The organism is Candidatus Pedobacter colombiensis (genome assembly GCA_029202485.1).
Lineage (GTDB): Bacteria > Bacteroidota > Bacteroidia > Sphingobacteriales > Sphingobacteriaceae > Pedobacter > Pedobacter colombiensis.
Genome location: CP119313.1, coordinates 5,334,707 through 5,360,466, shown reverse-complemented (window position 1 = coordinate 5,360,466; position 25,760 = coordinate 5,334,707). Strand labels below are relative to the sequence as shown.

At 39.8% G+C, this 25,760-nt stretch carries 16 protein-coding genes; 1 reads left to right on the top strand and 15 read right to left on the bottom strand.

All coding sequences use genetic code 11. The features are described from left to right. Nucleotides 1–49: 49 nt before the first annotated feature. The 10 genes from P0Y49_22365 to P0Y49_22320 all read right to left on the bottom strand — a co-directional run bounded on the left by P0Y49_22365 (nt 50) and on the right by P0Y49_22320 (nt 18,658). Nucleotides 50–1,540 carry a SusD/RagB family nutrient-binding outer membrane lipoprotein gene (locus P0Y49_22365; GenBank protein WEK19521.1) on the bottom strand — a complete coding sequence of 497 codons (1,491 nt, stop codon included), beginning with the start codon at nt 1,538–1,540 and terminating at the stop codon, nt 50–52. Between the two features lie 4 nt (nt 1,541–1,544). Beyond that, on the bottom strand, nt 1,545–4,589 hold the full coding sequence (locus P0Y49_22360; protein WEK19520.1) for a SusC/RagA family TonB-linked outer membrane protein: 3,045 nt from the start codon (nt 4,587–4,589) through the stop codon (nt 1,545–1,547). 226 nt (nt 4,590–4,815) lie between these two features. Beyond that, the gene (locus P0Y49_22355) at nt 4,816–5,847 is read right to left on the bottom strand and encodes a glycosyl hydrolase family 18 protein (GenBank protein ID WEK19519.1); all 1,032 of its coding nucleotides are present in this window, start codon (nt 5,845–5,847) and stop codon (nt 4,816–4,818) included. 24 nt (nt 5,848–5,871) lie between these two features. After that, nucleotides 5,872–7,503, bottom strand: coding sequence for a PKD domain-containing protein (locus P0Y49_22350; protein WEK19518.1), 1,632 nt, complete (start codon nt 7,501–7,503; stop codon nt 5,872–5,874). An 8-nt stretch (nt 7,504–7,511) separates the two neighbouring features. Beyond that, nucleotides 7,512–8,297 (bottom strand): hypothetical protein, encoded by a 786-nt coding sequence (locus tag P0Y49_22345; protein WEK19517.1) that lies wholly within the window; start codon nt 8,295–8,297, stop codon nt 7,512–7,514. A gap of 5 nt (nt 8,298–8,302) precedes the next feature. After that, on the bottom strand, nt 8,303–9,829 hold the full coding sequence (locus tag P0Y49_22340; GenBank protein WEK19516.1) for a SusD/RagB family nutrient-binding outer membrane lipoprotein: 1,527 nt from the start codon (nt 9,827–9,829) through the stop codon (nt 8,303–8,305). Nucleotides 9,830–9,846: 17 nt separating this feature from the next. After that, the gene (locus P0Y49_22335) at nt 9,847–12,876 is read right to left on the bottom strand and encodes a SusC/RagA family TonB-linked outer membrane protein (GenBank protein ID WEK19515.1); all 3,030 of its coding nucleotides are present in this window, start codon (nt 12,874–12,876) and stop codon (nt 9,847–9,849) included. A 290-nt stretch (nt 12,877–13,166) separates the two neighbouring features. Next, the gene (locus tag P0Y49_22330; protein ID WEK19514.1) at nt 13,167–13,967 is read right to left on the bottom strand and encodes a hypothetical protein; all 801 of its coding nucleotides are present in this window, start codon (nt 13,965–13,967) and stop codon (nt 13,167–13,169) included. An 11-nt stretch (nt 13,968–13,978) separates the two neighbouring features. Next, nucleotides 13,979–15,568, bottom strand: coding sequence for a SusD/RagB family nutrient-binding outer membrane lipoprotein (locus tag P0Y49_22325; protein WEK19513.1), 1,590 nt, complete (start codon nt 15,566–15,568; stop codon nt 13,979–13,981). A 9-nt stretch (nt 15,569–15,577) separates the two neighbouring features. Then, nucleotides 15,578–18,658, bottom strand: a complete 3,081-nt coding sequence (locus P0Y49_22320; protein WEK19512.1) for a SusC/RagA family TonB-linked outer membrane protein — start codon at nt 18,656–18,658, stop codon at nt 15,578–15,580. 286 nt (nt 18,659–18,944) lie between these two features. Here P0Y49_22320 and P0Y49_22315 point away from each other — a divergent pair, with 286 nt between their 5' ends. After that, on the top strand, nt 18,945–19,691 hold the full coding sequence (locus P0Y49_22315; protein ID WEK19511.1) for a DeoR/GlpR family DNA-binding transcription regulator: 747 nt from the start codon (nt 18,945–18,947) through the stop codon (nt 19,689–19,691). A gap of 16 nt (nt 19,692–19,707) precedes the next feature. Here the strand turns inward: P0Y49_22315 and P0Y49_22310 are convergent, their stop codons facing one another. The 5 genes from P0Y49_22310 to P0Y49_22290 are packed head-to-tail and all read right to left on the bottom strand — an operon-like array spanning nt 19,708 to nt 25,574. Next, on the bottom strand, nt 19,708–20,904 hold the full coding sequence (locus P0Y49_22310; GenBank protein ID WEK19510.1) for an anhydro-N-acetylmuramic acid kinase: 1,197 nt from the start codon (nt 20,902–20,904) through the stop codon (nt 19,708–19,710). A gap of 32 nt (nt 20,905–20,936) precedes the next feature. Next, nucleotides 20,937–22,301, bottom strand: coding sequence for an aldehyde dehydrogenase family protein (locus P0Y49_22305; GenBank protein ID WEK19509.1), 1,365 nt, complete (start codon nt 22,299–22,301; stop codon nt 20,937–20,939). Beyond that, nucleotides 22,298–23,014, bottom strand: a complete 717-nt coding sequence (locus tag P0Y49_22300; GenBank protein WEK19508.1) for a gamma-glutamyl-gamma-aminobutyrate hydrolase family protein — start codon at nt 23,012–23,014, stop codon at nt 22,298–22,300. The genes P0Y49_22305 and P0Y49_22300 overlap by 4 nt, the downstream gene beginning before the upstream one ends. A gap of 31 nt (nt 23,015–23,045) precedes the next feature. Next, nucleotides 23,046–24,194, bottom strand: coding sequence for an iron-containing alcohol dehydrogenase (locus P0Y49_22295; protein WEK19507.1), 1,149 nt, complete (start codon nt 24,192–24,194; stop codon nt 23,046–23,048). A gap of 21 nt (nt 24,195–24,215) precedes the next feature. Continuing rightward, nucleotides 24,216–25,574, bottom strand: coding sequence for a glutamine synthetase family protein (locus tag P0Y49_22290; GenBank protein WEK19506.1), 1,359 nt, complete (start codon nt 25,572–25,574; stop codon nt 24,216–24,218). Nucleotides 25,575–25,760 lie beyond the last annotated feature (186 nt).

Genomic DNA, 25,760 nt, shown 5'->3' with positions numbered 1-25,760 from the left:
TCATTGCATTTTGAGCGTGTAAACTCATGATGATTTCATTTTAGTAGGATTAATTAAATAACCAAATTTTTACCGCCTGATTGGCAACCTGAGGCACATTGGGATTCCTTCCGGGTTCATTATCAGGATATTTTGCACGCTGAACATAAACTCCCGGGCCTAAAAGATCCTTAAGAGGGGGTTTTAAACCAGGATATACCGTCGCACTGTATTGGTATCTCCGCATATCTGTCCATGTTTCCATCTGAATAAACAAAGCAATATACTTTTGCAACATGATGTCAGTGATGGTCAAATTTGTAGCACCTTTAGCGATAAGTGGAGATGCTGTGTAGGTATTAATATCAGTTAAGGCCACTCCTAATTTCACCATGTTGCTCTTTATACCTTCCATATAAGCGTCATAAGCTCCCTGTTTATTGGTGCTGAATAAAGCTTCGGCTTTAACAAACTGAACTTCCGCATAACTCAGAATAACTACAGGAGATGTTTTTGCGCCAAAATAAGTTTTATCGGTAATTTGACAATTCGCTAAATTTACCCCGGGGTCAGTACTCAATGCTCCAACCGGTCTGCCGACATAGGTAGGTAAACCACCATTGTCAAAGAGCTTAGGCAAACGTGGATCTATCAATCCGGGATAATACCCCGTCCCATTCATTAAGTTGACTATGAAATAAGAGGGCATATGTTGTTTACTAGCAACTGCTATTGCACCAAGATTAACATTCCATGGACTTGGCCTATCCAGGGTGTAAAACAATTGCAGGTCTAAAGACCCTGTTCGATCGGGATCAGTCACTACTGTAGAAAATGATTGATTCGCATCCGCAACAGCTCTTGCCAAATTAGATGGATCTTTTACCGACAAATGAATATAATAACGTGCTCTGGCTCCATAGGCGGCTTTTATCCATTTGGCAATTACTCCTGCATAAATAAGATCTGTCGTGGTTGTTCCTGTCCCAACCTGCAAGGATGGGGTAGTAGGAACCGGTTTGGTCAGGTCGGCTATTGCTCCGTCCAAAAGCTGTTTCAAGGATGTATTGTAAATATCCTGCTGAGCGTCATACTTAGGCGCTGGAATTGCCGGTCCCTGAAAGGCCTGGCTATAAGGCAAATCACCCCAAATATCTGTGCTTTGCATCAAATTTAAAGCCATCAAAAGCTTTCCTATACCCGAATACTGCGGCGCCCCCAATGTCTCGCCCCTGATAATCAGTTCTTTCAAATTAGGCATTGCATCTCTATAAGCCGACTCCCAGATGTTATCAAATCCATATGGATTATACGAATCTATATTTTGTTCGTAGGCGTTGCTACCGGCAAAGTATTGGGGGTAAGTATCCCCATACTGTCCAACATTAAAAAATGAGGTAGACGTAAACTGAATCGTTGATGCTAATAACCCCGCCATATTTGCCTGCTCGGGGGTCAATCGGGATGGATCGGCATTGATATCCAACTGCTTCTTACATGATCCGGAAACCACCATAAGTGCAGCAGATAAAATGATAAATTTATATTTTAAGGTCTTCATAGCTTTAAAAATTAACGTTTAGTCCCAAATAAATACTTCTGGTTGATGGCACACCAGACCCCACATAACCAACCGAGTTTGACCCTGAACCATAGGCACTCGCTTCCGGATCAAAGCCAATAAACTTAGTGTTTAGCCACAAATTATTAGCCGTAACAGATACCGAGGCCGACTTAACGAGCAATTTGCTCAACCAGGGTCTCGGCAGATCATAAGAAAGTGATATGTTTTGCAGCCTGATCCATGATGCATCCTGAAAACCATTGTTTTCCGGTGCCAGCTTATAAGGGAAGCTATTTGCATAAAAAGCCTGATCAATAATTACTGCTTTATCGTTCGGAACATATACAGGGTTTGCATCCGTACCTGTATTTTTCACCCCTTTAAATATGACCATAGCATTCCTCAATTCGGTTTCGGCACCTATACCTGTAGAAAAACGCTGGGTTTTAGGGATATCAAAGACATCACCTCCTTTTCTAAAGTTGAACAAAAATGAAAAGGTAAAGCCTTTATAGGCCACTGTACTACCTAAGCCTCCTATCCAATTCGGATAAGCATTCCCTATCAAGTAATTATTTGACAAAGGTTGTGGTATAATCGGATAGCCATCTGCACCAATTATGAGCTGCCCCTGGGAAGCACTACCATCAGTTACACGCGTATAAGGCCAGCCATACCAATCTCCCGGCCTACCTCCGGTTTTAATAATTTGTTTTACCCAAGGACTTTCAGGATTAAAAGTAATTTCACTTACTCCGGGCGGCATACTCAATACCCTACCTTTTGTTTGTGACCAGTTTAGATTCAAATCCCATTTAAAGACATCAGACTTCAGTACTGTTGCAGTCGCCAAAAATTCAAGTGACCTATTACGAATTTTACCTGCATTTGTAATGAATAAATCATAACCTGAAGCATAGCTGATAGGCACAGGTACAATTTGATCGATACTATTTAAAATGGCATAGTTGGCATCCAGGGTAATACGATCACGCAGGAAGTGAAACTCACCACCAAACTCCAAACCTTTGGTTCTTTCAGGCCGCAACTCTTCCGATCCAACGCTAATAGATCTTCTTATACCAGTAACACCATTAAAAGCTTGCAAAGTAGAATAATAAACACCAATTTGATAGGGGTCTGCATCTTTACCTACCTCCGCATATGAAGCTCTCAACTTACCATAATTGAAGATCGGATTATCCTGTAAGCCCAAAGTCTCCGTAAAAACATAGGATAAACTTGCTGATGGATAAAAGAACGATCGGTTACTTTGCGGCAAGGTAGACGACCAGTCATTCCTACCTGTTGCACTCAGGAATACGGTATTATCATAACTAACACTCAAATCGCCAAACACCCCGATTATATTTTTCTTTCCAGGGAACGTGGTGGTTGTATAGACATTATAATTATTAATAGTCTCAATATTAGGCACAACAGCCTGGGCACCATTCAAAGACAAATTGGTTCTGTTAATATGGGTATAGGAATGTCCTAATAATAATGATGTAGACCATTTATCTCCAAACTTTTTAGTTGCTCTGGCAAAGAAATTAGAGTTAATCTCGCTATAGCTTATCCTTTGCTCAGTCATCGCGCCCAAAGTACTAATCAGCAACCCTTTTGCCAGAAAATTCTGCCTAAAATCAGAATAATTATCGATCCCGACCTTATAATTAAAGCTCAACCAGTCGTTAGGTTTGTACTCTGCTCCTAAATTTCCCAATATTCTATTTACATTATCCCTTAAAAAAGCATTCTTGCTAAAATAAAAGGGATTGTCGATACCGGAATTATAAGTCTTTTCAGTTCCATCAGGATTTAAATAATCTGCAGGATTAACTGTATTCGTAAAACGCATCAAATAAAAGATGGTACCGGAAGTAATACCGGTCCTTGGATTCTTTCCACCGGAATTGATATAATTTGCAGCCGCCTCAAACTTTAACTTATCAGAAGCCTTTAATGTTCCGGCAAGCCTGACCGATACTTTTCCATAATCTGAATTTGGAACTACCCCTTTTTGGGTGGAATTAGCTATCGAGGTGAAGTAAGTTGCAGTTTCATTACCCCCACTAATAGAGAGTGAATTTTGCGCCTGGTGTCCTGTTTTAAAAAAGACGTCATAAGGATTGTACACTGGCAGTCCCGGTTCGATTCTAGGTCCCCAGGTATTTACGCTTGGCACAAATGCACCACCATTTCCATTTCCATAAGTGGTTTGAATTGGCGGTGTCTTTGTTACGTCATCAAAACTATAAGAGGACTTGAAACTAATGTTTGGCTTGCCCGCTTTACCTGACTTGGTAGTGATCACGATTGCTCCATTGGCAGCCCTAAGTCCATAAAGCACCGATGCCGCAGGTCCTTTCAGAATCGTCATTGTTTCTATATCCTCAGGATTAATATCTGCTGCCCGGTTTGTATTCTGAAAGTTATCATTATTTACGGCAACCAGATCCGTGCTATTCGAGATCGGAATACCATCAACAACAAATAAGGGCTGATTATCCGCACTGGGATTGAGTGAATTTATCCCCCTGATCTGTATCCTTGAACCAGCTCCTGGTGAGCCTCCGGCACTAGTCACCTGCACACTGGAAGCTTTACCCTTTAACGCATTTAAAACGTTAGATTGATTGGTGTTTGTAATTTCAGCAGCGGATATCTCTTGAGTTGCATACCCTAAAGAACGTTTTTGCTGTTTAATACCAAGAGCTGTTACTACTACCTCCTGTAAACTTTTAGCATCAGATACTAAAACAACATTAATGGTAGCATTGCTAGCCACTACTTTCTCCTGGCTAACCATACCAATATAAGAGAATACGAGCACACTGGAAATGGTGGTCTTGATACTGTAGATTCCATTAGGATTGGTTTGAACAACAGTAGCACCATCTTTAATTTTTACCGAGACTCCCGGTATTGGCAAGCCATCATCTGAAGATGTTACCTTACCTGTTACGGTTATTTGTTGTGCGATCACCTGCATGTTTAGCAAGATTACACCCAGAAATAACATGAGTAGTTTTTTTTTCATATAGGTCAATTTTAGTTAGTAATTATATTTTGTAGTTCAGACAAAATCATACACGAAAACCGAATTCAATAAAAAACTGATGAGCTGACAAAGTAATCCTACCTCCCCACATCAGTAGCAAAAACTACTTTCCAACTCCAGGAATACTGCAAAAAAATATCTTAAAATAAAAAAACACCTTGGTTGCCCAAGATGTTTTAATTAATTGCATTTTTTTAAAATTTTTCTAATAACTTCTGCTTAAAGCATCATTAACTGCTTTGAGTAATGAGTTTGCACCATTAGGATCTTGAAAAAACTCCCACATCATCATACCATTGGCACTAGTTTTAGCAAGAGTCGCCTTACTCTTAACAAGTGGAATACCGTTATAGTAGTACAAAACTCCGTCCACAGTATAAGAATTCTGGTCTGGACTTGCACCTCTAAGCAATAAATTTCTATACGTCATAGACTTAGCGGGACTTCCTGTATCTTTACCATATGCCGGGAATCCTAGAACTGCCTTTTCTTTAGGAAGTCCTTTTTGATTTAACCATACATTCAATACATCTTCGGCTAATTTATAAGATGAATGATTAGGATCTCCGGCCCAGTTTGCCCCGTCATAAGCCATTAGATTAACAAAATCTGTCGCATCAATAGCTGCCTTATTTATGCCATCTTTAACCCCGCCCGAATACACACCTGCGGTAACGGCGGCGCTCAAATATTTATGGTATTTATGCAATCCGGCCGACAACTCTTTCATAAAAGCTTCATAGGTGATGTCATTAGACAAATTGGACCTTGGATATTCCCAATCAATATCAATCCCATCCAAATCGTACTTTAGTGCCAGATTAATAATGTTACGGATTAACTTAGAGCGCAACACAGGATCTGCGGCTACTGCCGAGTAAATGGTCTCTGTTCCTGAAAATGAAATTGCCCTTTTAACGCCATTGTCTTTTGCTCTTTGCATCACCTTTACAAAATTAGCGGGCTTAGCAATAGCCTTTATTGTGCCATCAACATTAGGATAAGCAAAAGCATAATGCAAGTGCGTGATCATTTTATATTTTGCATTTGCAATTGAATCCGGCTCATTTGCCTCCGCATAATAAGCTACAATTTTAAAGCTATTATCTGCCACATACGGGCCGGCTGGAATTTCATGAGCACCGCTCGCATAGTCATCTGCCACCCATTTAACATCCTTTTTGCAAGACTGAAGTCCTGCAAAAAGAATAAGTGACATATATATAATTTTTTTCATGAGATTTTGATTTTATATAAATAATTATCTCCTGGTATTGTCAATAGCAATTCCATAAGGGACATACCCTTTTATAAGGAATGATGGAGCCTTGCTTCCATCCAGTGGATATCTTTTAATACCGGAATTATTTCCATTACCACTTATTGTAGGACCATTACCATTAATATCGGTATTATCTCTATATCCATAGTATAGGTAACCTGAAGTTTTATCGTCAGGATCCGTGTCTAGTGCCAAACCAGTGATGTATACAAACTCATTGTCTCCCCCTTCATTAGAGAAACCACTACCACTTGTTACAGTTGGCATAGCTTCGACCAGCTGAATGTTAGTTCCATCAATATTACATTTGTACAAGCCTTGAGCAACAGCAGGAGTTCCTGTAGATGGAACATTTACTACGAAATAGATTTTACTATTTACTTTATCTACAATAAAATTCCTAATTGCATAATTATCCAGAGTAGCCGAAAGCTTACTCTTAAATGCTCCTGCAGTTGTAAATTTCCAGATTCCTCTTCCGGTAGTACTGGTTTTAGAAACCCATACTTCATCGTTTACGACTTGAACACCTCCATCAAAATAAGTAGCTACACTTGATACCCCGGCATTGGCGGCAGTCAGCTGAATCCTCGTTCCGGGATATGCGACATCTACACCTGCAGCCGCAGCTACTCTTACTGAATTATTACGCGTAGTCCACCAAATGTTACCACTTCCATCAATAGTATGCACCCATGGGTCCAACTGATATCCGCTAGCACTTTCATCAAAAGGAGCAGTCACAGTAATAGGATTACCACCTGTAAGGTCGACAGAATAGATTTTACCATCTGCTTTTGCTGCATCTCCAGTACTAAATCTTAACCCTAATCCTGTCTCTGAGATAAAGATTCTATTATTATAAACCGTCATTGCGAGAGGATGTAATCCTAATGCAGTAGATAGTGAAGTAATAACCGGAGTCTGCAATTGTTTAAATGGATATCTATAAATTTTCTTAGTTACCGCGTCTGTAAAGTAAAGTGATTTCACCAACTCTCCCATTACCAATACTTCAACAGTAGTGTTTAGCGTTTCGGTGCCATCGTTAATGGTTAGTTTCACTGTATGGATACCCTCTTGTTTAAAAGTCACTTTAGGACTCGCCTCTGAAGAAGTTAATCCGGATTCTCCAAAATCCCAGGTATAAGTCACCGCTTGTCCTGGATATTGGAATAATTTCGCACTGAACTGTACATCTCTCATTACGCCAATATTACCTGGAACCACAATCTGGGGCCGCATTTTTACCACATTCAGTACTTTTGTAACAGAATCCAGTTTCCCCCCTTGCCAGGCCAGCAATGTAACCTTATATTCACCTGGTAAACTATAATAAATCGTATCCGGCACAAGGCTTTCGCTCGTTGTCCTATTTGTTAAACCGGCTTTGGTTAGTGCAAGCCCTTTAGGAAATTTCCAAAGATACTTTTCAGAGTATTTAGACCTGTTGGTTAAAACGACCTTTGCAGGCGCTGTAATTACCCCATCAGGCACTGTAAAGTTCACGGCAAAATCACCTTCTGGTGCAATTCTACCCACTTCGTCTTGCTTACATCCTGCAAATAACAAGAGGAAAGACATGATATATAAAAAACTATATTTTTTCATAACTAAACTTAATAAGTGGATTCAAAGCTATTACTTATGCTGGTCTGAGCCCCATCAACAGTTGTTACAGTGACAGTTACTGCAGCGGCCATTACGCCTATTTTTTTAATCTCTTTTAAACCGTTACTGATCAGCAGCTCTCGCGTAAGATTCTGTCTCAGGTAAATTTTTCCGGCATCAGAAATACTCGTTTTCACACCTCCTGTAATCACAAAATTGGCATCGGGTGCAGCCGGGAATAACTTCACATAATCAGCAACTCCTATCACAAAAGTCAGCTGGCTTTTAATGATCTCAAAGGCTTCATTAGGAAGCTGACGCAACAGATCAGGTCCGCTGATTTTATACTTGCCATCTGTTTGAACAAAAAGTGAATACTCTGCAGGAATAACATAATTATTCGCTGATGTTACAAAATAATTATCCAACGATTTGTCTGTAGCGCTGACTGTTTTCCAGGCTACATTCTTAGCAATTGTATCTCTTACCACCATTAAGGGACTAGTTACGTCCCAAGTCTTGATCGTTACATTTGTCAACGATAACTGAACTCCAAAACGCTCGGACAAGGTATGCAAAAACTCCACTTTTGCAATTTTATCATTCCGTTGTGAAGTTGTTGCAGTAACTACCGTTGTTTCACCAAAGGCTGGAGCTTTATTGCTTAAAGCAACGCTTAATTGTGGGTTGTACCGTCCCCCTGACGTCCCAAGGTTCTCCATGGGAATATTTTTCTTACAGGAAACCGTTAAAAGCGATAATCCTGCCAGCAAAACCATTATATATCTTTTCATAGCGGTTAATTTTTAAGAGTAGATTTATCTGCCCACCAAACAGGCGTAAAGACCCAGTTTCTGGCTGTAGCACCAAGTCTGGCCATTTCCTGAGGATTATAAATGTATTCGGTCTGGTTATCATAAGGTAACCTTTGTATCCATTTGCCTGCCCACTCGCTCAATGCGCTTTTAGGATAGTAAATACCCGGATAAGCTTTGACACTGTATCCATATCTCCTAATATCTACCCAGGTTTCAGCCTGAAGGTATAGTGCAATATATTTTTGCACCATGATATCGCTGATCACCAAGGCCGAAGGATCTTGTTTTATTTTTGATGAGCCTAAATAAGCTGTTATTTCTCCCTCTGGAACACCCAATCTTTGCATATTCAACCTTATTCCTTGTTTGTAAGCATCAAAAGCGGTTGTTTTATCTCCTTTATAAAAAGAGGCTTCAGCCTTAATGAAATACAACTCCTCTTTCAAAATATAAGGTAGCGGCGAATTATCAGCAGTCCAATACCCATTATATAGCTTTGCAAAATCATCCATGGTTGGAGCTGGTGAAGTTGTTGGCCAGTTAGGAATAGTTAAGCCTTCAGACATTTTTGCCCCATAATAGGTCTTATTTACACCTGGAGTAGTTAATTTAAACAACCTTGGGTCATAGGTTAAGCCTGCATCACCAACAGTCATGTAATTCATAAACAAATCTGTATTTACAGAAGAATTTAGAATATTTACAATATCAGCAAAGTTCCATTGCGGATTTGGAATAGAAGGGCCCCACATATTTTTCTCCCAATCTTTTGTAGGTGCAGGTGCATATTTATAAATCGCATCAGAGAAGCCATTTAATGAAGTATTTACAGCCGAAAGAACTGCATCATAACCATTATCGAAATTAGCTGTATGCAATAGTAATCGCGCTCTAACCGCCTCAGCAAAGGCTTTCCACTTGCTTAAGTCGCCCTGATAAATCAAATCAGCGGTCCCGTTCATTGTTGGATCTGTAGCAGAAACATTATTAAGATCAGCAATACCTTCGTTCAGGCCTTTAACAATCTCAGCATATACTGCTTCCTGTGTATCATATTTAGGGTAATAAATACCTGAATACGCCTCCTTATAAGGCATATCTCCAAACGAATCTGTAGCCGTTAGGTAGGAGAATGCTAACATAATTTTACCTACGCCTTTATAATTATTAGCACCATCAATCTGTGCACGTTCTATCATACCCAGACAATTACTTCCAACATCAAAATAATGCCAGCGCCAGGCACCTAAACGAGTTACATCATTATAGTTCCACAGGGCCTCAATTTTATTTGAATTGTAGCGACTGCTTACATAAAAGGAGTGATAAGAGGAAAACCTCGCATGAGCATACAAATGGTACGCCATGTTACCCAATATGGCTGGTAGCCTTAAATTCGGGGCAGTTGTTACCGGCTGCACCGGGTCTATATTGATATCCAGATTTTTACTGCAGGATGTCAATATCACCATTAATAATAATGGTATTGATTTAAATATCTTTTTCATAATCTTAACTGATAAAATTAAAAGCCCACAGAAATACCTATCGAATAGGTTTTTGACAATGGTATAGCCCCATAATCGACACCCATGGTACTACCACCTCCACCACCGGCATTAGGGCCAGCGCTGTTTACTTCAGGATCTCCACCTGAATAGTTGGTAATCAGGATAGGATTCTGAGCTGAAAGCTCAAGACTTACTCTGGCAAGTTTTAACCTGTCGGTATATTTCTTTGGAAGTGTATAACCGAAGGTAATATATCTTACCCTTGCCCAGTTAACTGTTTCTATAAAATTGGTACCTACAGCAGTATAATTGTTCACAAAATAAGTGTAGTTAAGCGGAACCTCTTTCGTATTTTTAGCATAAGAACCGTCTTCCTGTAAAGCCACTCCATTAAAAGTGAATGATCGATCTCTCCAATCACCAACTTCTCTAGAAATACCCCTTGCAGTCATACCCAAACGTGTTGCATTGTATACATCTCCACCTAAACGGAAGTCCCATAAAAATGACAATGAAAACTCTTTATAATTCAGCTTATTTAAAAATCCGAAGTTAATTTTAGGCTCACGATTTCCAATATATATAGCTTGATTTTCGCTATTAATTACCGGATAACCATCACTTCCAATAATCGTATAACCGTCTGCATTTTTCAGGTAATCCGTCCCAACCAATCCCAATACAGGCATATTTAACATTGAAGCGGCTTTTGCAGCATTATATGGCTGACCAAAAGTATAAGGGAATACTTCTATCTGTCCTGGGAATTGAAGCATTTTAGACCTATTGATCCAGGTATTTAAAGTAGCAGACCAAGTAAAGTCTTTAGTTTTAATCGGACTTCCATTTAAAGAGAGTTCAAAACCTCTATTTCTAAGTTTACCCGCATTAAAGGTTTGAATTACAAAACCTGTAGGAAGCGGAACTCTGGCAGTTACAATCTGATCACGGCTTTGCTTATCATAATATGCACCCTCTAAATTTAAGCGGCTTTTAAACAACCTGAGCTCAAAACCGAACTCCTTTTCAATTGTAGTTTCAGCCACCAGTTTGGTATTTCCACCTGTTGAGTTATTTTGATAACCACCACCAATACCATAGTAAGGTAATAAAGTAGTATATGTTGCATAAATCGGCGCATCTTTACCTACCTTGGCGTAACTAGCTCTCAACTTACCAAACCAGCTATCCTTATTTTCAAACAATTCTGAGAAAGAAAAGCTCCCTGAGAAAGACGGAGAATAAAATGATCTGGCAGTTATAGGAAGGGTAGATGACCAGTCGTTACGTCCTGTAACCCCTAAACTCAGGATATTCTTATAGTCCAATTTAAAATCACCATAAACCGCATACCGCTGTCTTTTTCTAAGACCTTCGGTAGTAATCAGGTTATTAGCCGGAATATTGTTTACACTATATACATCTGGCACAATAAAGCCCTCCCCTGTAAAGGAATTGGTACTCACCTCAAAGTATTCCGAGCTCGCACCTAAAATCAGCGTAGCTCTCAAGTCAGAGATGATTTTCTTGTCAAACGTACTGTTAAATATGTTTGTCTGATATTTATAGTTTCCTTTGGTCTGATAAAGCCTGCCACCGGTCATATAACTCCCTGGCGTACCCGGTACAGTTATATTGCTATAATCCTGGTTGTAATAATCTTGTCCGGAACGATAAGATAAATTAATCCAGTCGTTCACATTATAGGTCAGCTCACCATTTACTACAATACGTTGTGTTCCCGTGTTCCGTGGGTTTTTCATCACAGACCACATTGGCGATATCCTTGCTGTTTCTTCTGAACCACTATTTTCATAGTATTCATAATATGGATTTCCATTTGGATACTGGTATCTGTTGATATCATAACGTAGCGGGTACATATAAATACCATTTGCATACCCCCCCGAAGACCCGCCTACAATTCCTTCCTTGATATTGTTATTAATGTAATTGGCAGAAGCATTTAATTCCAGATTTTTAGCCAGTTTTGCAGATCCTTTAATCAACACCGAAAATTTATCTGTTTCCGTATTGGGAATAATAGATGAACCATTGCGGTAGTTACCAGACATATAATAGTTAAATTTTTCGGCACCACCTGTGCTATTAAAATTCACATCATGCACTACTCCTGTTTTAAAGAACCTATCTATATTATCATATATTAATTCATCACTTCTGTATTTTCTACCCCATGAGGAGATTGAACTTTCATCAAAACCACTTCCCGTACCTGAAGTGTACAGCTTTTGCTGTTCAGGCGTCCGACCTACAGTCTCTATGAAAGACTTATAGGAAAGGTTAGACTGTAACTTCCCTTCTTTTCCTTTTTTAGTGGTGATAATAATTGCCCCTGATGCAGCATCGATACCATATAGTGCAGCAGCTGCTGCTCCTTTTAATACGGAAATATTCTCAATATCAGCTGGATTAAAATCCGCCAATCTGTTCACAGTACCATCTGTAGACGCATTACTCACCCGAATACCATCCACAATCATCAAAGGCTGATTATCTCCGGTTAAGGACGAAACACCTCTCAAAATAATTTCTGAAGGTAAGCCTGGAGAACCACCAGATGAGGTAATTTGGGCGCCAGCGATCTGCCCCTGCAAACCATTGATGATATTCGATTGATTCGCATCGCGCAAATCATCTCCTTTAACAGTCTGGACCGAATAGGTCAGTGTTCTTTTGTTCCGCTCAATACCTAGAGCGGTCACCACAACCTCATTCAAAGCTTTTGAATCTGTTGCAAGTACAACATTGATTACTGAAGCATTGCCAATTGTTTTTTCCTGAGTCAGAAAACCGATGTAAGAGAACACCAATACATCACCTTTCGCAACTTTAATGGAGTAACCTCCCTCGACATTTGTTTGAACCGCCGATGATGTACCTTTAATCTTGACCGAGGCCCCCGGAACACCCAACTGATCACCAGCAGATGTTACCTTACCAGTAACCGTAATTTGCTGTGCCATAGTATGAGCAACCAGCAAAAACGTACTCAAGAATAGCATGAGTATTTTTCTTTTCATAAAGCTTATTTGGTTAATAATTCAAGTTCTTTCTGTTTAGAATTTAGCAACCCGGATAAACACGCAAATTACCGCAAAATTATAAACAGCCGTAAATATCAATAATATTTTTCAGCTTTTAAGTGCAAAAAAACAAAGACTCCACTATGGCTTGTAAAAGCACTGTTGCATAAAACCGCATAAAGACGCAATAAAAGCCGCGTACAACTCCCATCAAAACGGGCAATAAACACAAAAGGCCATCTCACAACTAGGTTATGAGATGGCCTTCTTGAGTTAGACATGCTTTATTATTGATTGGTCGTAAAATCTATAAAAGGTGCAACTGCAGGTGTAGTTGTAACTAGATTTCCGCGTAAGGCCAAAGTATAAACACGCTCCCTTAGAAATGAAGTCGCAGTTCTTGTTACCACTTTCCCACTAGCCTCATCAGTGACCGTTATCGAATACGCCCCCGGCTTAAAAGCCATAAAAGGAGAGGCCCCTCTATAAGGAACACCAGAAGCTAATGTAAAATCCTCCACCACGGGCGGCTGACCCGTCACAGTTGTAGTCCTTGTCAGAACCGCCTTTAAAGTACTTGTATTAGACCCTGGATTCACAAGCCTAATATAAGTTCTGGCAGTATCAAGCCCTTCAGGATAATTATCTTCTACCACAAATAAGTCAGCTTTTTTATCCGTAGTATTATAAATACCACTCACAAAAACACTATAAAACCTATCATTAATCAACTGTGATGACACTGTTGCAATGGTCATATTAGGAGCAGTCGTGGTAATTGTAGATGGCGTAATTGCCTGAAATAGTCTTTGGCCTTCAGGAGAAAGCGCATATCCAATAGAAGGATAAACATTCCCAAAACTAATCCCATTAATCGACTCTACACCAGTTGCAGAAAGCACAGCACTAATCTTGGTATCATTGGAATAAAAATTAACTGTAGGGGCATTAATTCCAAAATTATATAGCTTGACACGAGCACCAACAATAGGTTCATTAATATCCAACACAGCCTTATCTTTACATGAAATCATCAATAAAGGAAAGACAATAAGCATCCCCAATATTTTTATATCTATTTTTCTCATTTTTCAAACATTTAAGGGTTAACAAACCAAAGTGGATAAGTGGTAAAATCAAGATTCAACCCTCCTATTTTATCAAGTGCATTCCTATTCCATACATACTCAGATGCATATCTTGGCTTCATTCTATAGACAACTTTCCCAAGATTATCTGCATATAATCGGGTCACATCCGGCGGAGCAAATCCTCTGAACACCTGGGTCCCTCTACCTTGAGGGTCTAGATCTGTATAATGAAATCTTCTTAAATCCGTCCATGTTTCAAGAAAGGCCCAACCAAACTGCGCAATATACTTCTGACAAAGGATATGACTTAAGGTCAACTCAGCATCCGTCAAAGGGACAACATTGGCATTTCCCATATATGCAGTTTTTTCTTGTGCTGTAATTTGTGTAGCGGTCCCTGTAGGAACTCGCGCATTTGTTGTATTCACAAAATCAATATGCGCATCTATCCCCTTTTTATAAGCATCCATCGCAACATCCCTATAACCTTTACGTAGGGCTGCTTCAGCTTTTACAAATTGAAGCTGAGAATAGGTCATTAATGGCACTTTAGCCACATCATCAAAAAGATATCTTCCCTGAGAAGCTATCACGACATTTCCAGAAGTATTAAAAAAAGACAAAGGCCTGTCTGCCACAACCGGAATAGTCGATGCAGGTGTAAAGGTTGGCTGCAGACCTTTATAATTTCCCGACGGGGAAGGCCAAAGCATCCTACTTAATCTCGGATCAACAACACCTGAAAAAGCTGTACCATTTAGCAAACTCACTACAAACTCAGTGTGTCTAAACGTATTCATATTACCTCGTCTCTGCCCATAAAAATTCGACAAAGCACTTGTTAATCCACCAAATCCGTATAATGCATTATCAACATTCCCAACAAAAGATTTGTTTACATAATCAATAATTTTATCTCCGTCATAACCCGACTTACCATTCGTCAAATGACTTAGATTTAGCGCCATCATTCCATAGGCAAATTTTAACCATTGTTCCTTCGCCCCATTATACACCAGATCTCCTTTTGCCAGGTAAGATTTTGAAACTACGCCATCCGTTCTCTGCAGATTAACAATAGCCAAATCAAGCAACCTCCTTATTTCTCCATAAGCATACTCCTGAGAATCATAATCAAATGAGGTTCTCTCTGTCTCGCCCATTTGCTTAATCACAAGCTCACCATACATATCAGTACTACGCTGAAAACCAATAGCTTTCAGAATATACCCAACCCCCAAAATATCCCAACGTTGCTCAGTTTCAGCAATCCTCATCATATCTTCCAGATTTTTACCCAAAAAGTAATAGGTCAACTTCCAGGTTTCTCCTCCATTATCTACCGGCGGGGGCTGAAATCCCATTGTATCCCAAGTATCTTTATCAGTATTATCAGACCAATTCTGTATATATTTTCCAACAAACCTTCCATCCCACTGTTCTCCCTGAACAACATAATATAACATTGGCGCCAGGTAAAGATTAGCAGACACCTCTTCAGGTCCATTAGGATTTCTATTCACATCCAGCCATTTCTTACAACCGGCAGACCCAATCAATCCTAGTATTATAAAACAACTATAAATTATCTTTTTCATCTTCTTAAATTAAAAACCAACCTTCAAACCAAAATTAAACCCGGTAGGCATCGCAAAGTTTCCTATATCGACACCTATAGCCGAAGGCCCTCCAACAGCAGCAGAATTCCCGTTATTTACTGGATCCAAACCAGTATAATTAGTGATCATAAATACATCAGTTATAGTTGTAAAAACACTTGCTGATTTAACGAATTTCTGCTTGGCAAGAAATTTTGCCGGTAAAGTATACGACAAAGTAATATCCCGCATCCTTAAGTAGTTTACATTCTTTTCTATAAATTGCTCAGCCACAGCTCCAGTAATATAATAAGCATCCTGAAGGTATGGCAGGATAACAATATTATTCTTTGTTGGATTGGCAGAATTCTCCAATCCATCTCTTATTACTCCTTTAATTATCTTTGGCTCTTCTCTATTAAGCGTCCCTAAAGACAACCCACGCGTAGTAAGCTCTCGCTGCGTCCCATTCAACACATCTCCTCCTTTTCTTATATCCAATAGGAAAGATAGATTGAAATTCTTATAACCAAATCTGTTTGTCACCCCCATTGTCCAATCCGGCCAACGCTCCGATCCATTTGGAATATAGTCCAGGCTCAAAATAGGCAACCCACTACTAGGGTTAATCAATATCTCCCCATCTTTATTTTTAAGCCAGAACCTGCTTGTAAAGGAAGTTATAGAAAGCCCTGGAACAGACGCAGATCTTACATCTCCATATATGGCACTATCAGAATTATAAGTATCAGGCAAATCTTTTGGCAATGACACCATAACATTCCGCTGAGCTGCAAAATTTACAATTATACTCCATGCAAAATTATTCGACACTATCGGCTTTGCATTCAACATGACCTCATAACCCCAGTTTTTAGTTACCCCCCCATTAATCTGCGAAAGAATAAATTGCGTTGCATAACTTGACCTGATACCTCCAATAATCTGGTCTTTTGTAACCTTGTGATAATATGCAAAATCCAACGCCAAACGGCTTTTCAAAAAAGACAACTCGGTGCCAAATTCATACCCAGTTACCATTTCAGGCCTAAGTTTTGGATTAGGGCCATAAAAGCCATAACCAAAGCCCCCACCCACCACTTCTTTATACTCCAATGAAGAAAAAACTCTATAAGGCGTAGCATCTCGACCAACCTGAGCAACACTCGCTCTTAACTTACCTTCATTAACTACTGATTTAATACCAGATAAAGCTTTCAAATCCGTAAATACAAAACTTAAGGATGCCGATGGGTAGAAGAAAGAATAACTATTTACAGGCAAGGTAGAAGACCAGTCATTCCTACCGGTAAGCGTAAGATAAACCAAACGATCATAATTCATAACCAAATTCCCATACACCCCCATCAATCTTCTCTGTATAATAGACGTCTTAGAAAACCTTGACTCCGCAACACTATTATTTACAGAGACAAAATTGGGATCTAAAAAATTTTCAGTACTTATAGCAGTTGTCTTACTCTTATCATCACGAGTTTCGACACCCAAATTAAACCTTAAGCCAAATTTAGGGAACACTTTATCAAATCTTCCAGAAAACATCCCTCTTAAGGTTAAATTTCTGGTATTGGTAATCCCTTCGTCGTATTGACCTCCCACTCCCGATCCCCTTGCACTTTCAGGATGCCTTAAAATAGCAACTGTATTTGCATAAGTATCATACCCAATCCTTGTATCAAGAGTAAGCCATTTCGCTAAAGTAAAATTTAATGCAGTCGTTGTATATATCCTATTATTTCCTGTTTGCGTATAATTGGCATAATTGTTAAAATACGGATTGTCCGTTTCACCTGTAAAATTAAGTTTCCTTCTTGATCCGTCAGGATTCAAATAATTTTTCGCATCATCTGTTGCAGGCCAAAATAACAAGTTCATCAACACCCCATTATTACCCCTAAAAGGCTGATTATTATCTGCATTCGAATATGTAAAAGAAAGATCAACATTTAACCAGTTATTAACCTGACTTCTGGTAGCACCAGTTAGGGTATAACGATCATACGTTGTATTTGGGATAACTCCATTTTGCTGATTATATGTCCCTGAAACTCTATAATTAGCCTTATCGTTCCCACCTTCAAATGAAAGATTATGTTTTTGAGTAACAGAAGTCTTAAAAAAACCTCCGATATTATCATAACGTTTTACATCGGGAGCATACTTCGGTCCAAAGTAATTTATAATATAACCCGCATCAGCCACTCCATTTCTTCCCATGCTGTAAACATCTTGAATTGCCGGCGGCTTAGTCACGTGATCAAAGCGCACACTATTGCTATAATTAATTCTTCCTTCACCAGCCTTCCCTCTTTTTGTAGTAATTAATATAGCACCATTTGCTGCATCAATACCATACAATGCTGCAGCCTCAGGACCTTTTAAAACGGTGATTTCTTCAATATCTTCCGGGCTAAAATCCGAAGATCTGTTAGTAAAATCTACACCACTATTATTGAGCGCATTGGATCTTGTTGCCAGGGCTCCGGTATTAAAAGTATTGTTATCCATAGGCATACCATCCACAACCATTAACGGTTGATTGCTGCTACTTACAGAACTAATACCCCGAATTGTAATCTGAGAAGAAGCACCCGGCGTACCAGAAGAGTTTACCACATCTACACCAGCAATCCTCCCCTGTAACGAATTGATAAAATTCTCTCTTTGCGTTTGAGCAACCTCAGCCCCACTAATAGTTTGTATGGCAGAACCCTGACTTCTCTTTTGTACTTGTATCCCCAAAGCTCCTGTCACAGTAACCTCACTCAATTGATTAGCATCTGTTCTCAAAAGAACATCTATTAAATCCTCTTTACCTACTACTTTTTCCTGCGTCAGTGCTCCAATAAAGCTAAATACAAGTATCTGCCCCGGACTCACCTTTATGGAATACAAGCCGTCACTCCCTGTTTGAGTGCTTACCATTGCACCTTTAATTCTAACTGAAACACCAGGCATAGGCAGCCTGTCTTCATCCAGAACTTTCCCTCGAATTGTTTTTTGCTGAGCAAACGATTGTGCAAACAGCAAAAAACTACCTATAATTAATAGGAGTAATTTTTCTTTCATAAAATTCCAATTTTGGTTAAAAAAATAATCTGTTAATAAGTATTAATGTTGTTGGTTTGGTGTGCTAGTTTGGTGTTGCTGGTTAGGCGTCAGTTTTGGCAAATCACAAACCCGCAATAAAACGCAGATTTGCAACCTTTTAGCAAATATCATAAATGTTTTTTATATTATGCAATAAAAAATAAACTATTTTGAAACTTAACCGCAGGCAAATGACGCATAACAACGCAAAATCCTGCACTTATTTTTATCTTTTTTTTATTTACATTAGCTAAAAATATATGCTATGCTCAAGAAAGAAAGGCACGACTTTATAATGCGCCAAATCAATTTACATAACCGTGTACTTACCTCCGACCTTGTTCAATTATTAAATGTTTCAGAAGACACTATTCGCCGGGATCTTCAAGAATTAGCTGAAAAGGGTCAGCTATCCAAAGTACATGGTGGCGCACTCTCAAAGTCATACCAATCTTCTTTCGATGATAGCGAGGTATACGCTAAGGAAGCCAAAACATGCATCGCTAAAAAGACCATTTCTTTAATCAAAGACGGAATGGTTATTTTAACAGGTGGGGGGACTTCAATTATTGAATTGGCAAAACAACTGCCGGAAAATTTAAATGCTACCTTTTTTACGATTAGCCCTTTTGTAGCCATTGAGCTTGCCAAATATGCCAAGCTAGAGGTCATTTTAATTGGAGGTTTATTCTCCAAGAACTCTCAGGTAACTTATGGTGGGCACGTCATCAATCAGCTATCAGAGATCAATGCCGACCTTTGTTTACTCGGAACCAGTGCCATACATCCACAGGATGGACTTACAGATACGGATTGGGAAATCAATCAGCTGAAAAAGGCAATGTTCAATTCCTCAAAAAAAGCAGGTATACTTTGTATATCAGAGAAATTAGACACTTCATTAAGGCTAAAAGTAGCCTCTCTGGAAAATATAGATTATTTGATAACCGAGCTTGATCCACAAGCACCGGAATTGAATGCCTACAGAGTAAAAACTTTACAGATCCTTTAATAATAGTTATAAACAGCTAAGGTAAACACACCTTCCCCATTTGGACCGACGGCACTCCTGCACGGTCACCAAAGTCAATTTTATGCCCCACCAATGTTTCATTGGCAAGAATGGCAAATAAAACAGCCTCTTTGGCATCAGGGTTTATTTCGAGCGCATCAGTGGAATGGAAACTTGCATTATTCAATTGCGTTTTAAGCTGCTGCAACAGCAAAGGATTGTGCATACCACCACCACTGATATAAATAGATGGCGTTTTATTTTTTCCGAAGCACTTTTCAATAGCATTGACAATTACCTGTGCCGAAAAGCGGCATAGCGTTGCCATAACATCTTCCTTATTGATTAACAAAGTATTCGACCTGTTTTGTGCTGCTGCTAAATATTCAAGATTAAAAAGCTCAGGCCCTGTTGTTTTAGGAAAATCCGCTTCCAAAAACTCGGATTGCATCAACGCTTTTAAAAGCTGTTCGTTTACCACACCCGAAGTGGCTATGCTTGCGTTTTCATCATAATATAACCCTTTATAGTATTTTTGGACAAACTGATCCATTAAGGTATTTCCCGGTCCAACATCGGTTGAGAAGACTTTGGCTGCATCATTATCACCAGGTAGATACGTAAAGTTGGCAATCCCACCGATGTTCAACATGATACGATCTTCATCCTTTTTTGAGAAAAGCAGATAATCTCCATAAACAGCCAAGGGAGCCCCTTCGCCACCCGCAGCAATGTGCTTTTGCCTGAAATCGGCAATGGTAACAATCCCGGTTTTAACCGCAATATGGTCTCCATCTCCAATCTGCAGGGTTGCATTTGGGTAGTTCGCCAAGCCATGAAGGGAATGTGGTGCATGAAAAATCGTTTGTCCATGACTGGCAATCACATCAATATCTTTTGGTTCACGCCCCCATAAAGCAATAACCTCCAATATCATATCGGCATGTAAAAGTGCTACTTTTTCATTCATCAGACACACCATTTGCAAATCAGCATCACGTCTGGAGAAAATCGCTTTTATTTCTGCTTTAAACTCGTTTGAATAAGGCATAGTCTTGAATTCAATCAGTCTCACCCTTGTTTCAGTGCCGCTACCTGTAACTCCGCAGAGAGCAATATCCAGACCATCCATCGAGGTACCGGACATCAATCCTATAATTAAGCGTTCTGGTTTTTGAATGATGTTGAAGATTCTCTTCCAATTTGAATTCATGAGCATGGCTTAAAGTGCGAAGATACATTTAATTAACTTCTAAAATGCCAGGCTTTAGGCTTTGTAAAGGCACGTAAGCCCTGATGAGAAAGTGTAGCACCAATACCCGAATGTCGCCTGCCACTCCATGGAAGGCCTGCACTCACCCTATCGCAGCAATTCCAGTAACCTGTACCAGAATCCATTTGTGAGAGAATGCTTTTTGCCCGATCCTTACTCTCCGAATAAACAGCCGCAGTTAAACCATATACTGTATCCTGCATTAAATAAGTAGCTTCAGCATCATCATTCACTTTCATTATGCCAATAATAGGCCCAAAGCTTTCCTCCTGCATCACCTTCATGTGATTAGTTACATTGAGCAATACTGTTGGTTCAAAATAATTACCCTTTTGCGCTTCCCTTTTTCCACCAGCTAAAAGTAAAGCCCCATGTTCCAGTGCATCTTTAACTTGCTGCTCCAACACGCTAATTTGTTCTTTTCTGGTTAAGGGACCAATATAAACACCCTCATCAGTTGGCAATCCTAGCTTCCAGGACTGCACCTCTTTCACAAATGCAGCAACATAATCGTCGTAAACTTTTTCATGCACATAAATACGCTCTACCGCACAACAGCTTTGTCCATTATTGTAAAAAGCACCATCCGCTGTCGCGGCAGCTACAGCAACAATATCCGTCACATCATCAGCAACATATAATGCATCTTTTCCACCCAGTTCAAGTTGGCAAGGCACCATCTTTGGCGCCACCCGCTCATATATATACTTTCCTGTTTTATAAGATCCGGTAAAAAAGTAGCCATCAAAATTCATATCCAGTAAATGTTCACCAGTTTCTTTTGCACCTATAGCTACCCTAAAGACATCTTCTGGCAATCCCGCCTGCTTTAATAATTTATCTATTTCCAATCCGGTTAAGGTTGCATACTCCGAAGGCTTATACATCACCGCATTCCCTGCAATTAACGCCGGTACAAAAACGTTTACCCCAACCAGGTAAGGGTAATTCCAGGCTGAGATATTACATATAACACCCAGTGGATCGTAAGAGATCTGTTCCTTCAATTCCGGAGTATCAGTTACAATTTCCTCAGAAAGATACTGCACGGCATGATCCAGCATCCACCGAATTCTTCCTCTTGCCCCGTTAATTTCATTACGAGATTGCCATAGCGGCTTGCCTACTTCTGAAGTCAGCACCCCAGCGAGACGTTCCATCTCCAATCCAAGCAGGTCGTAAAACTGTTCCAGGATCAGTAAGCGTTGCTGCAAACTTCTTGCAGCCCAGTTTTTTTGTCCCACCTTAAGCAAATTGCGTTTATGGGCAAGTGATTTGCTGTCATCCTCCTTTACTGTTGCTATTATTTCTTCTGTTGCCGGGTTAACAATATTCATCGTTTATGATTTTTGACTTCCTTAACAAACTGTTCTTTAATATTTTGAGATAGTGGATTAAGCTCCTTTTCTTTCATCCTTTCGGGATGCCATTGCACACCAAGCATGAAAGCCTTTCCGGTTTTATCTTTAAACTCCAATCCTTCTATAAGCCCATCGGGGGTATCTGCATAAGCATTAGCTATCAAGTTCTCACCCAACTTACCAGGATTAACCGCCTGATGATGGGCACTATTTACCTGCCCGACAGCTTTGCCGGTTACAGCATACAACAAGCTATTTTTATCGACATTCACCCCATGAATTTTATCCTCCAACCCTTTTTTATGCAATTGATTCGCCTGTTCACCGTTGTCTTCAAATACCTTTCCACCTTCCATAATATTGATGTATTGCATCCCTCTACAAATCCCCAACACCGGTACTTTCGCCCTTTGTGAGAATTCGTAAATCAATCGCTCAAACTCATCCCGATTAGGTAGAAATTCATCAGGTTTATAAGGATATTCTTCTGCGCCACCATATATGGCAGGCAAGACATCAACTCCTCCGGTCAACACAAAACCATCACATTTTTCGATGTCGTCCTTATTATTTCTTAGAAAGGAAAGCTCCACAAGTTCTATCTCCTCTCCCAAATCTTCAGCTGTAAACCAATTCCAATAGTTTTGAAAATTGGCTTCACTATAACTTATCCCTAACTTCTTCTTCATCGACATAAATTTGTTTTCAGTCGCAATTTAATTAAAGCGCTTTCAAATACAAATGTTTAAAATCAGCCCTACTAACAGGTTTTGGGTTATTTGGATGGGCAAAATCCGCAAATGCAAGATCGGCCAGCGTTTCTATATGCTCCAATTTCACCCCTATATCCCCCAGGTGATGAGGAATGTTAATTTTAGTATTGAGATTAAACAAATATTCGACTACAGCCTTTCCATTTTCCTGTTTCAGTTCCAGTGTCCGGGCTATACGTCTGAATTTATCCTCAAATCCTTCAATATTGAACTCCATGCCGTAAGGGAGATTTATGGCATTAGCTAATCCATGATGTGTATCGAGTAAAGAAGACAGCGGATGTGCAAGTGAATGTACCACGCCAAGTCCTTTTTGAAAGGCGATGGCCCCCATCATAGAGGCCATCAGCATCTTGCTCCGACTTTCGATATCCGGATGATTTGTTGCCGACTCCAACGCACCCTTGATTAATGAAATGCCTTCAAGTGCTATTCCATCACATAAAGGATGTGGGTTCTTAGCTAAAAACGCCTCCATATTATGCGTTAGTGCATCCATCCCTGTAGCTGCCGTAATAAATGCAGGTAGATCCATTGTCAGAACTGGATCGGCAAATACAATTTTCGCCATTAACTTTGGTGAGAACAGAATCCTTTTCTGATGGGTCTCGTCATCCGCGATGATTGCACTCCGCCCCACTTCACTTCCTGTACCTGAAGTGGTGGGTACAGTAATAAAATGAGGTACATCATTGGTCACATAAATATCGCCGCCAATCAGGTCATCATATTTAAACAAATCTTCGCGATGGTTTACCCTCAATACTATTGCCCGCGCCACATCCAATGCTGCACCACCCCCAATTCCAATCACACTATCTCTGGTTGTTTCATCCCACACCTCTGTTCCTTTATACACGTCACTTTTTACCGGATTTTTATGAATATCACTAAACACTTCTAAAGCAATACCATGCACCCTTAGATCATTCACAATCTTTTTAAAAAAAGGAAGATCGGCGACAGTTGAATCTGTGACAATCAATGCCCGTTTCAATCCATTCTGCCTAAGATATACCGGCAATTCCCTTATAGCACCAGCCCCGAAACGAATAGTTGTTGGAAAATTGTACTGATATATTTGATCAAATGTCATAACGCATAACCTTAATTACCATTAAATTATTTCGAAATATCTTTTTAGTTCCCAATCTGTTACGACCTTTGCATACTGTCGGCACTCCCATTCCCTGGTTTGTGTAAAATGCACCACAAAATCTGCTCCGAACAGCTCTTTAGCAATAGCCGATTGTTTCATTTGCTGCGTAGCCTCATAAAGATTCTGGGGCAATACGCCATTTGACAGATCTTTATAACCGTTACCATTGGTTGCTTCCTGATCCAGTTTCATGTTATTTTTAACACCATATAATCCTGCTGCCAGGCAGGCCGACAAGGCCAGATAAGGATTGCTATCAGAACCCACCACTCGGGTTTCCAGTCGGCAGGTCTTCGCAGTGCCCGGCAGCGCCCTCAAGGCCACAGTCCTGTTGTCAATACCCCAGGTTAGCGTAGTTGGGGCCCATGCGCCCTCCACCAATCTTTTATAACTATTAATGGTTGGCGCTATCATAGGCAAAATATGTGGCAGACAATGAAGCTGTCCGGCTATATAGCTTTTCATCAACCCACTCATCCCCTTCGGATCCTTTTCGTCATGAAACAGATTTCGCTTAGCATTTATATCCCATAAACTCTGGTGTACATGTCCGCTACATCCTGGGAGGTTTTCGCTAATTTTAGCCATAAAAGTGGCCATGATGCCATGCTTATAGGCAATTTCCTTAACTGCCGTTTTAAACAACACTGCCTGATCAGCAGCCCTTAAAACCGGAGCGTACTTAATAGCTGCTTCATATACCCCCGGACCAGTTTCGGTATGTAAACCTTCTATCGGAATATCAAACTGACACAGTAACTCAAACAGGTCGCTCATGTATTCATTCTTCAATGTACTGCGCAAAATGGAATAACCAAACATTCCAGGAGTTAATGGTGCTAGTCCACTAAAATTCTTTTGATGCAATGTTTCCGGAGTTTCTGCAAAGTTGAACCATTCAAATTCCTGAGCAAAATAAGGCTGATAACCCGAAGCTTCGGCATCAGCAAGCAGCTTACGAAGCAATTGCCTTGGACAGGTGTATACCGGAATATGCTTTTCATCGACAAAATCTCCAAGAAAAAAGGGAGTATTGTTTTCCCATGGAATTTTACGGAAAGTACTCAGATCAAGCTTAACCAATGCATCGGGGTAACCAGTATGCCACCCTGTAAACTTTACATTATCGTAAGCTACATCACCCATATCCCATCCAAATGTTACATCGCAAAAACCTAAGCAACCTTCAACGACCGAAGCAAACTTCTCTGTCGAGATATATTTACCTCGTAATACGCCATCAATATCAGACACGGCTATTTTTACTTTGCTTAAAGACTGTTGCTTGATATAGACTAAAATTTCTTCTTTTGTCATCTGTCTAAAGCCTCCTTTCTTCTTTGAATACAAACGGTTATCTATTTATAAATATAAAACAAATACTATCAATATGATTGTTATCCGACTAACTCTTTGAAAGCATCTGTTTCACTAAAAAACATTTTTTTAAAAAGGACATCTTGTAATTAAAAAATTTGATAAAGTCAACAGAGTGCCTATATT

What these genes read in the sequence shown, in the direction of transcription:
- P0Y49_22365 (WEK19521.1), bottom strand. Translation starts at nt 1,540, where the DNA reads ATGAAGACCTTAAAATATAAATTTATCATTTTATCTGCTGCACTTATG.
- P0Y49_22360 (WEK19520.1), bottom strand. Translation starts at nt 4,589, where the DNA reads ATGAAAAAAAAACTACTCATGTTATTTCTGGGTGTAATCTTGCTAAAC.
- P0Y49_22355 (WEK19519.1), bottom strand. Translation starts at nt 5,847, where the DNA reads ATGAAAAAAATTATATATATGTCACTTATTCTTTTTGCAGGACTTCAG.
- P0Y49_22350 (WEK19518.1), bottom strand. Translation starts at nt 7,503, where the DNA reads ATGAAAAAATATAGTTTTTTATATATCATGTCTTTCCTCTTGTTATTT.
- P0Y49_22345 (WEK19517.1), bottom strand. Translation starts at nt 8,297, where the DNA reads ATGAAAAGATATATAATGGTTTTGCTGGCAGGATTATCGCTTTTAACG.
- P0Y49_22340 (WEK19516.1), bottom strand. Translation starts at nt 9,829, where the DNA reads ATGAAAAAGATATTTAAATCAATACCATTATTATTAATGGTGATATTG.
- P0Y49_22335 (WEK19515.1), bottom strand. Translation starts at nt 12,876, where the DNA reads ATGAAAAGAAAAATACTCATGCTATTCTTGAGTACGTTTTTGCTGGTT.
- P0Y49_22330 (WEK19514.1), bottom strand. Translation starts at nt 13,967, where the DNA reads ATGAGAAAAATAGATATAAAAATATTGGGGATGCTTATTGTCTTTCCT.
- P0Y49_22325 (WEK19513.1), bottom strand. Translation starts at nt 15,568, where the DNA reads ATGAAAAAGATAATTTATAGTTGTTTTATAATACTAGGATTGATTGGG.
- P0Y49_22320 (WEK19512.1), bottom strand. Translation starts at nt 18,658, where the DNA reads ATGAAAGAAAAATTACTCCTATTAATTATAGGTAGTTTTTTGCTGTTT.
- P0Y49_22315 (WEK19511.1), top strand. Translation starts at nt 18,945, where the DNA reads ATGCTCAAGAAAGAAAGGCACGACTTTATAATGCGCCAAATCAATTTA.
- P0Y49_22310 (WEK19510.1), bottom strand. Translation starts at nt 20,904, where the DNA reads ATGAATTCAAATTGGAAGAGAATCTTCAACATCATTCAAAAACCAGAA.
- P0Y49_22305 (WEK19509.1), bottom strand. Translation starts at nt 22,301, where the DNA reads ATGAATATTGTTAACCCGGCAACAGAAGAAATAATAGCAACAGTAAAG.
- P0Y49_22300 (WEK19508.1), bottom strand. Translation starts at nt 23,014, where the DNA reads ATGAAGAAGAAGTTAGGGATAAGTTATAGTGAAGCCAATTTTCAAAAC.
- P0Y49_22295 (WEK19507.1), bottom strand. Translation starts at nt 24,194, where the DNA reads ATGACATTTGATCAAATATATCAGTACAATTTTCCAACAACTATTCGT.
- P0Y49_22290 (WEK19506.1), bottom strand. Translation starts at nt 25,574, where the DNA reads ATGACAAAAGAAGAAATTTTAGTCTATATCAAGCAACAGTCTTTAAGC.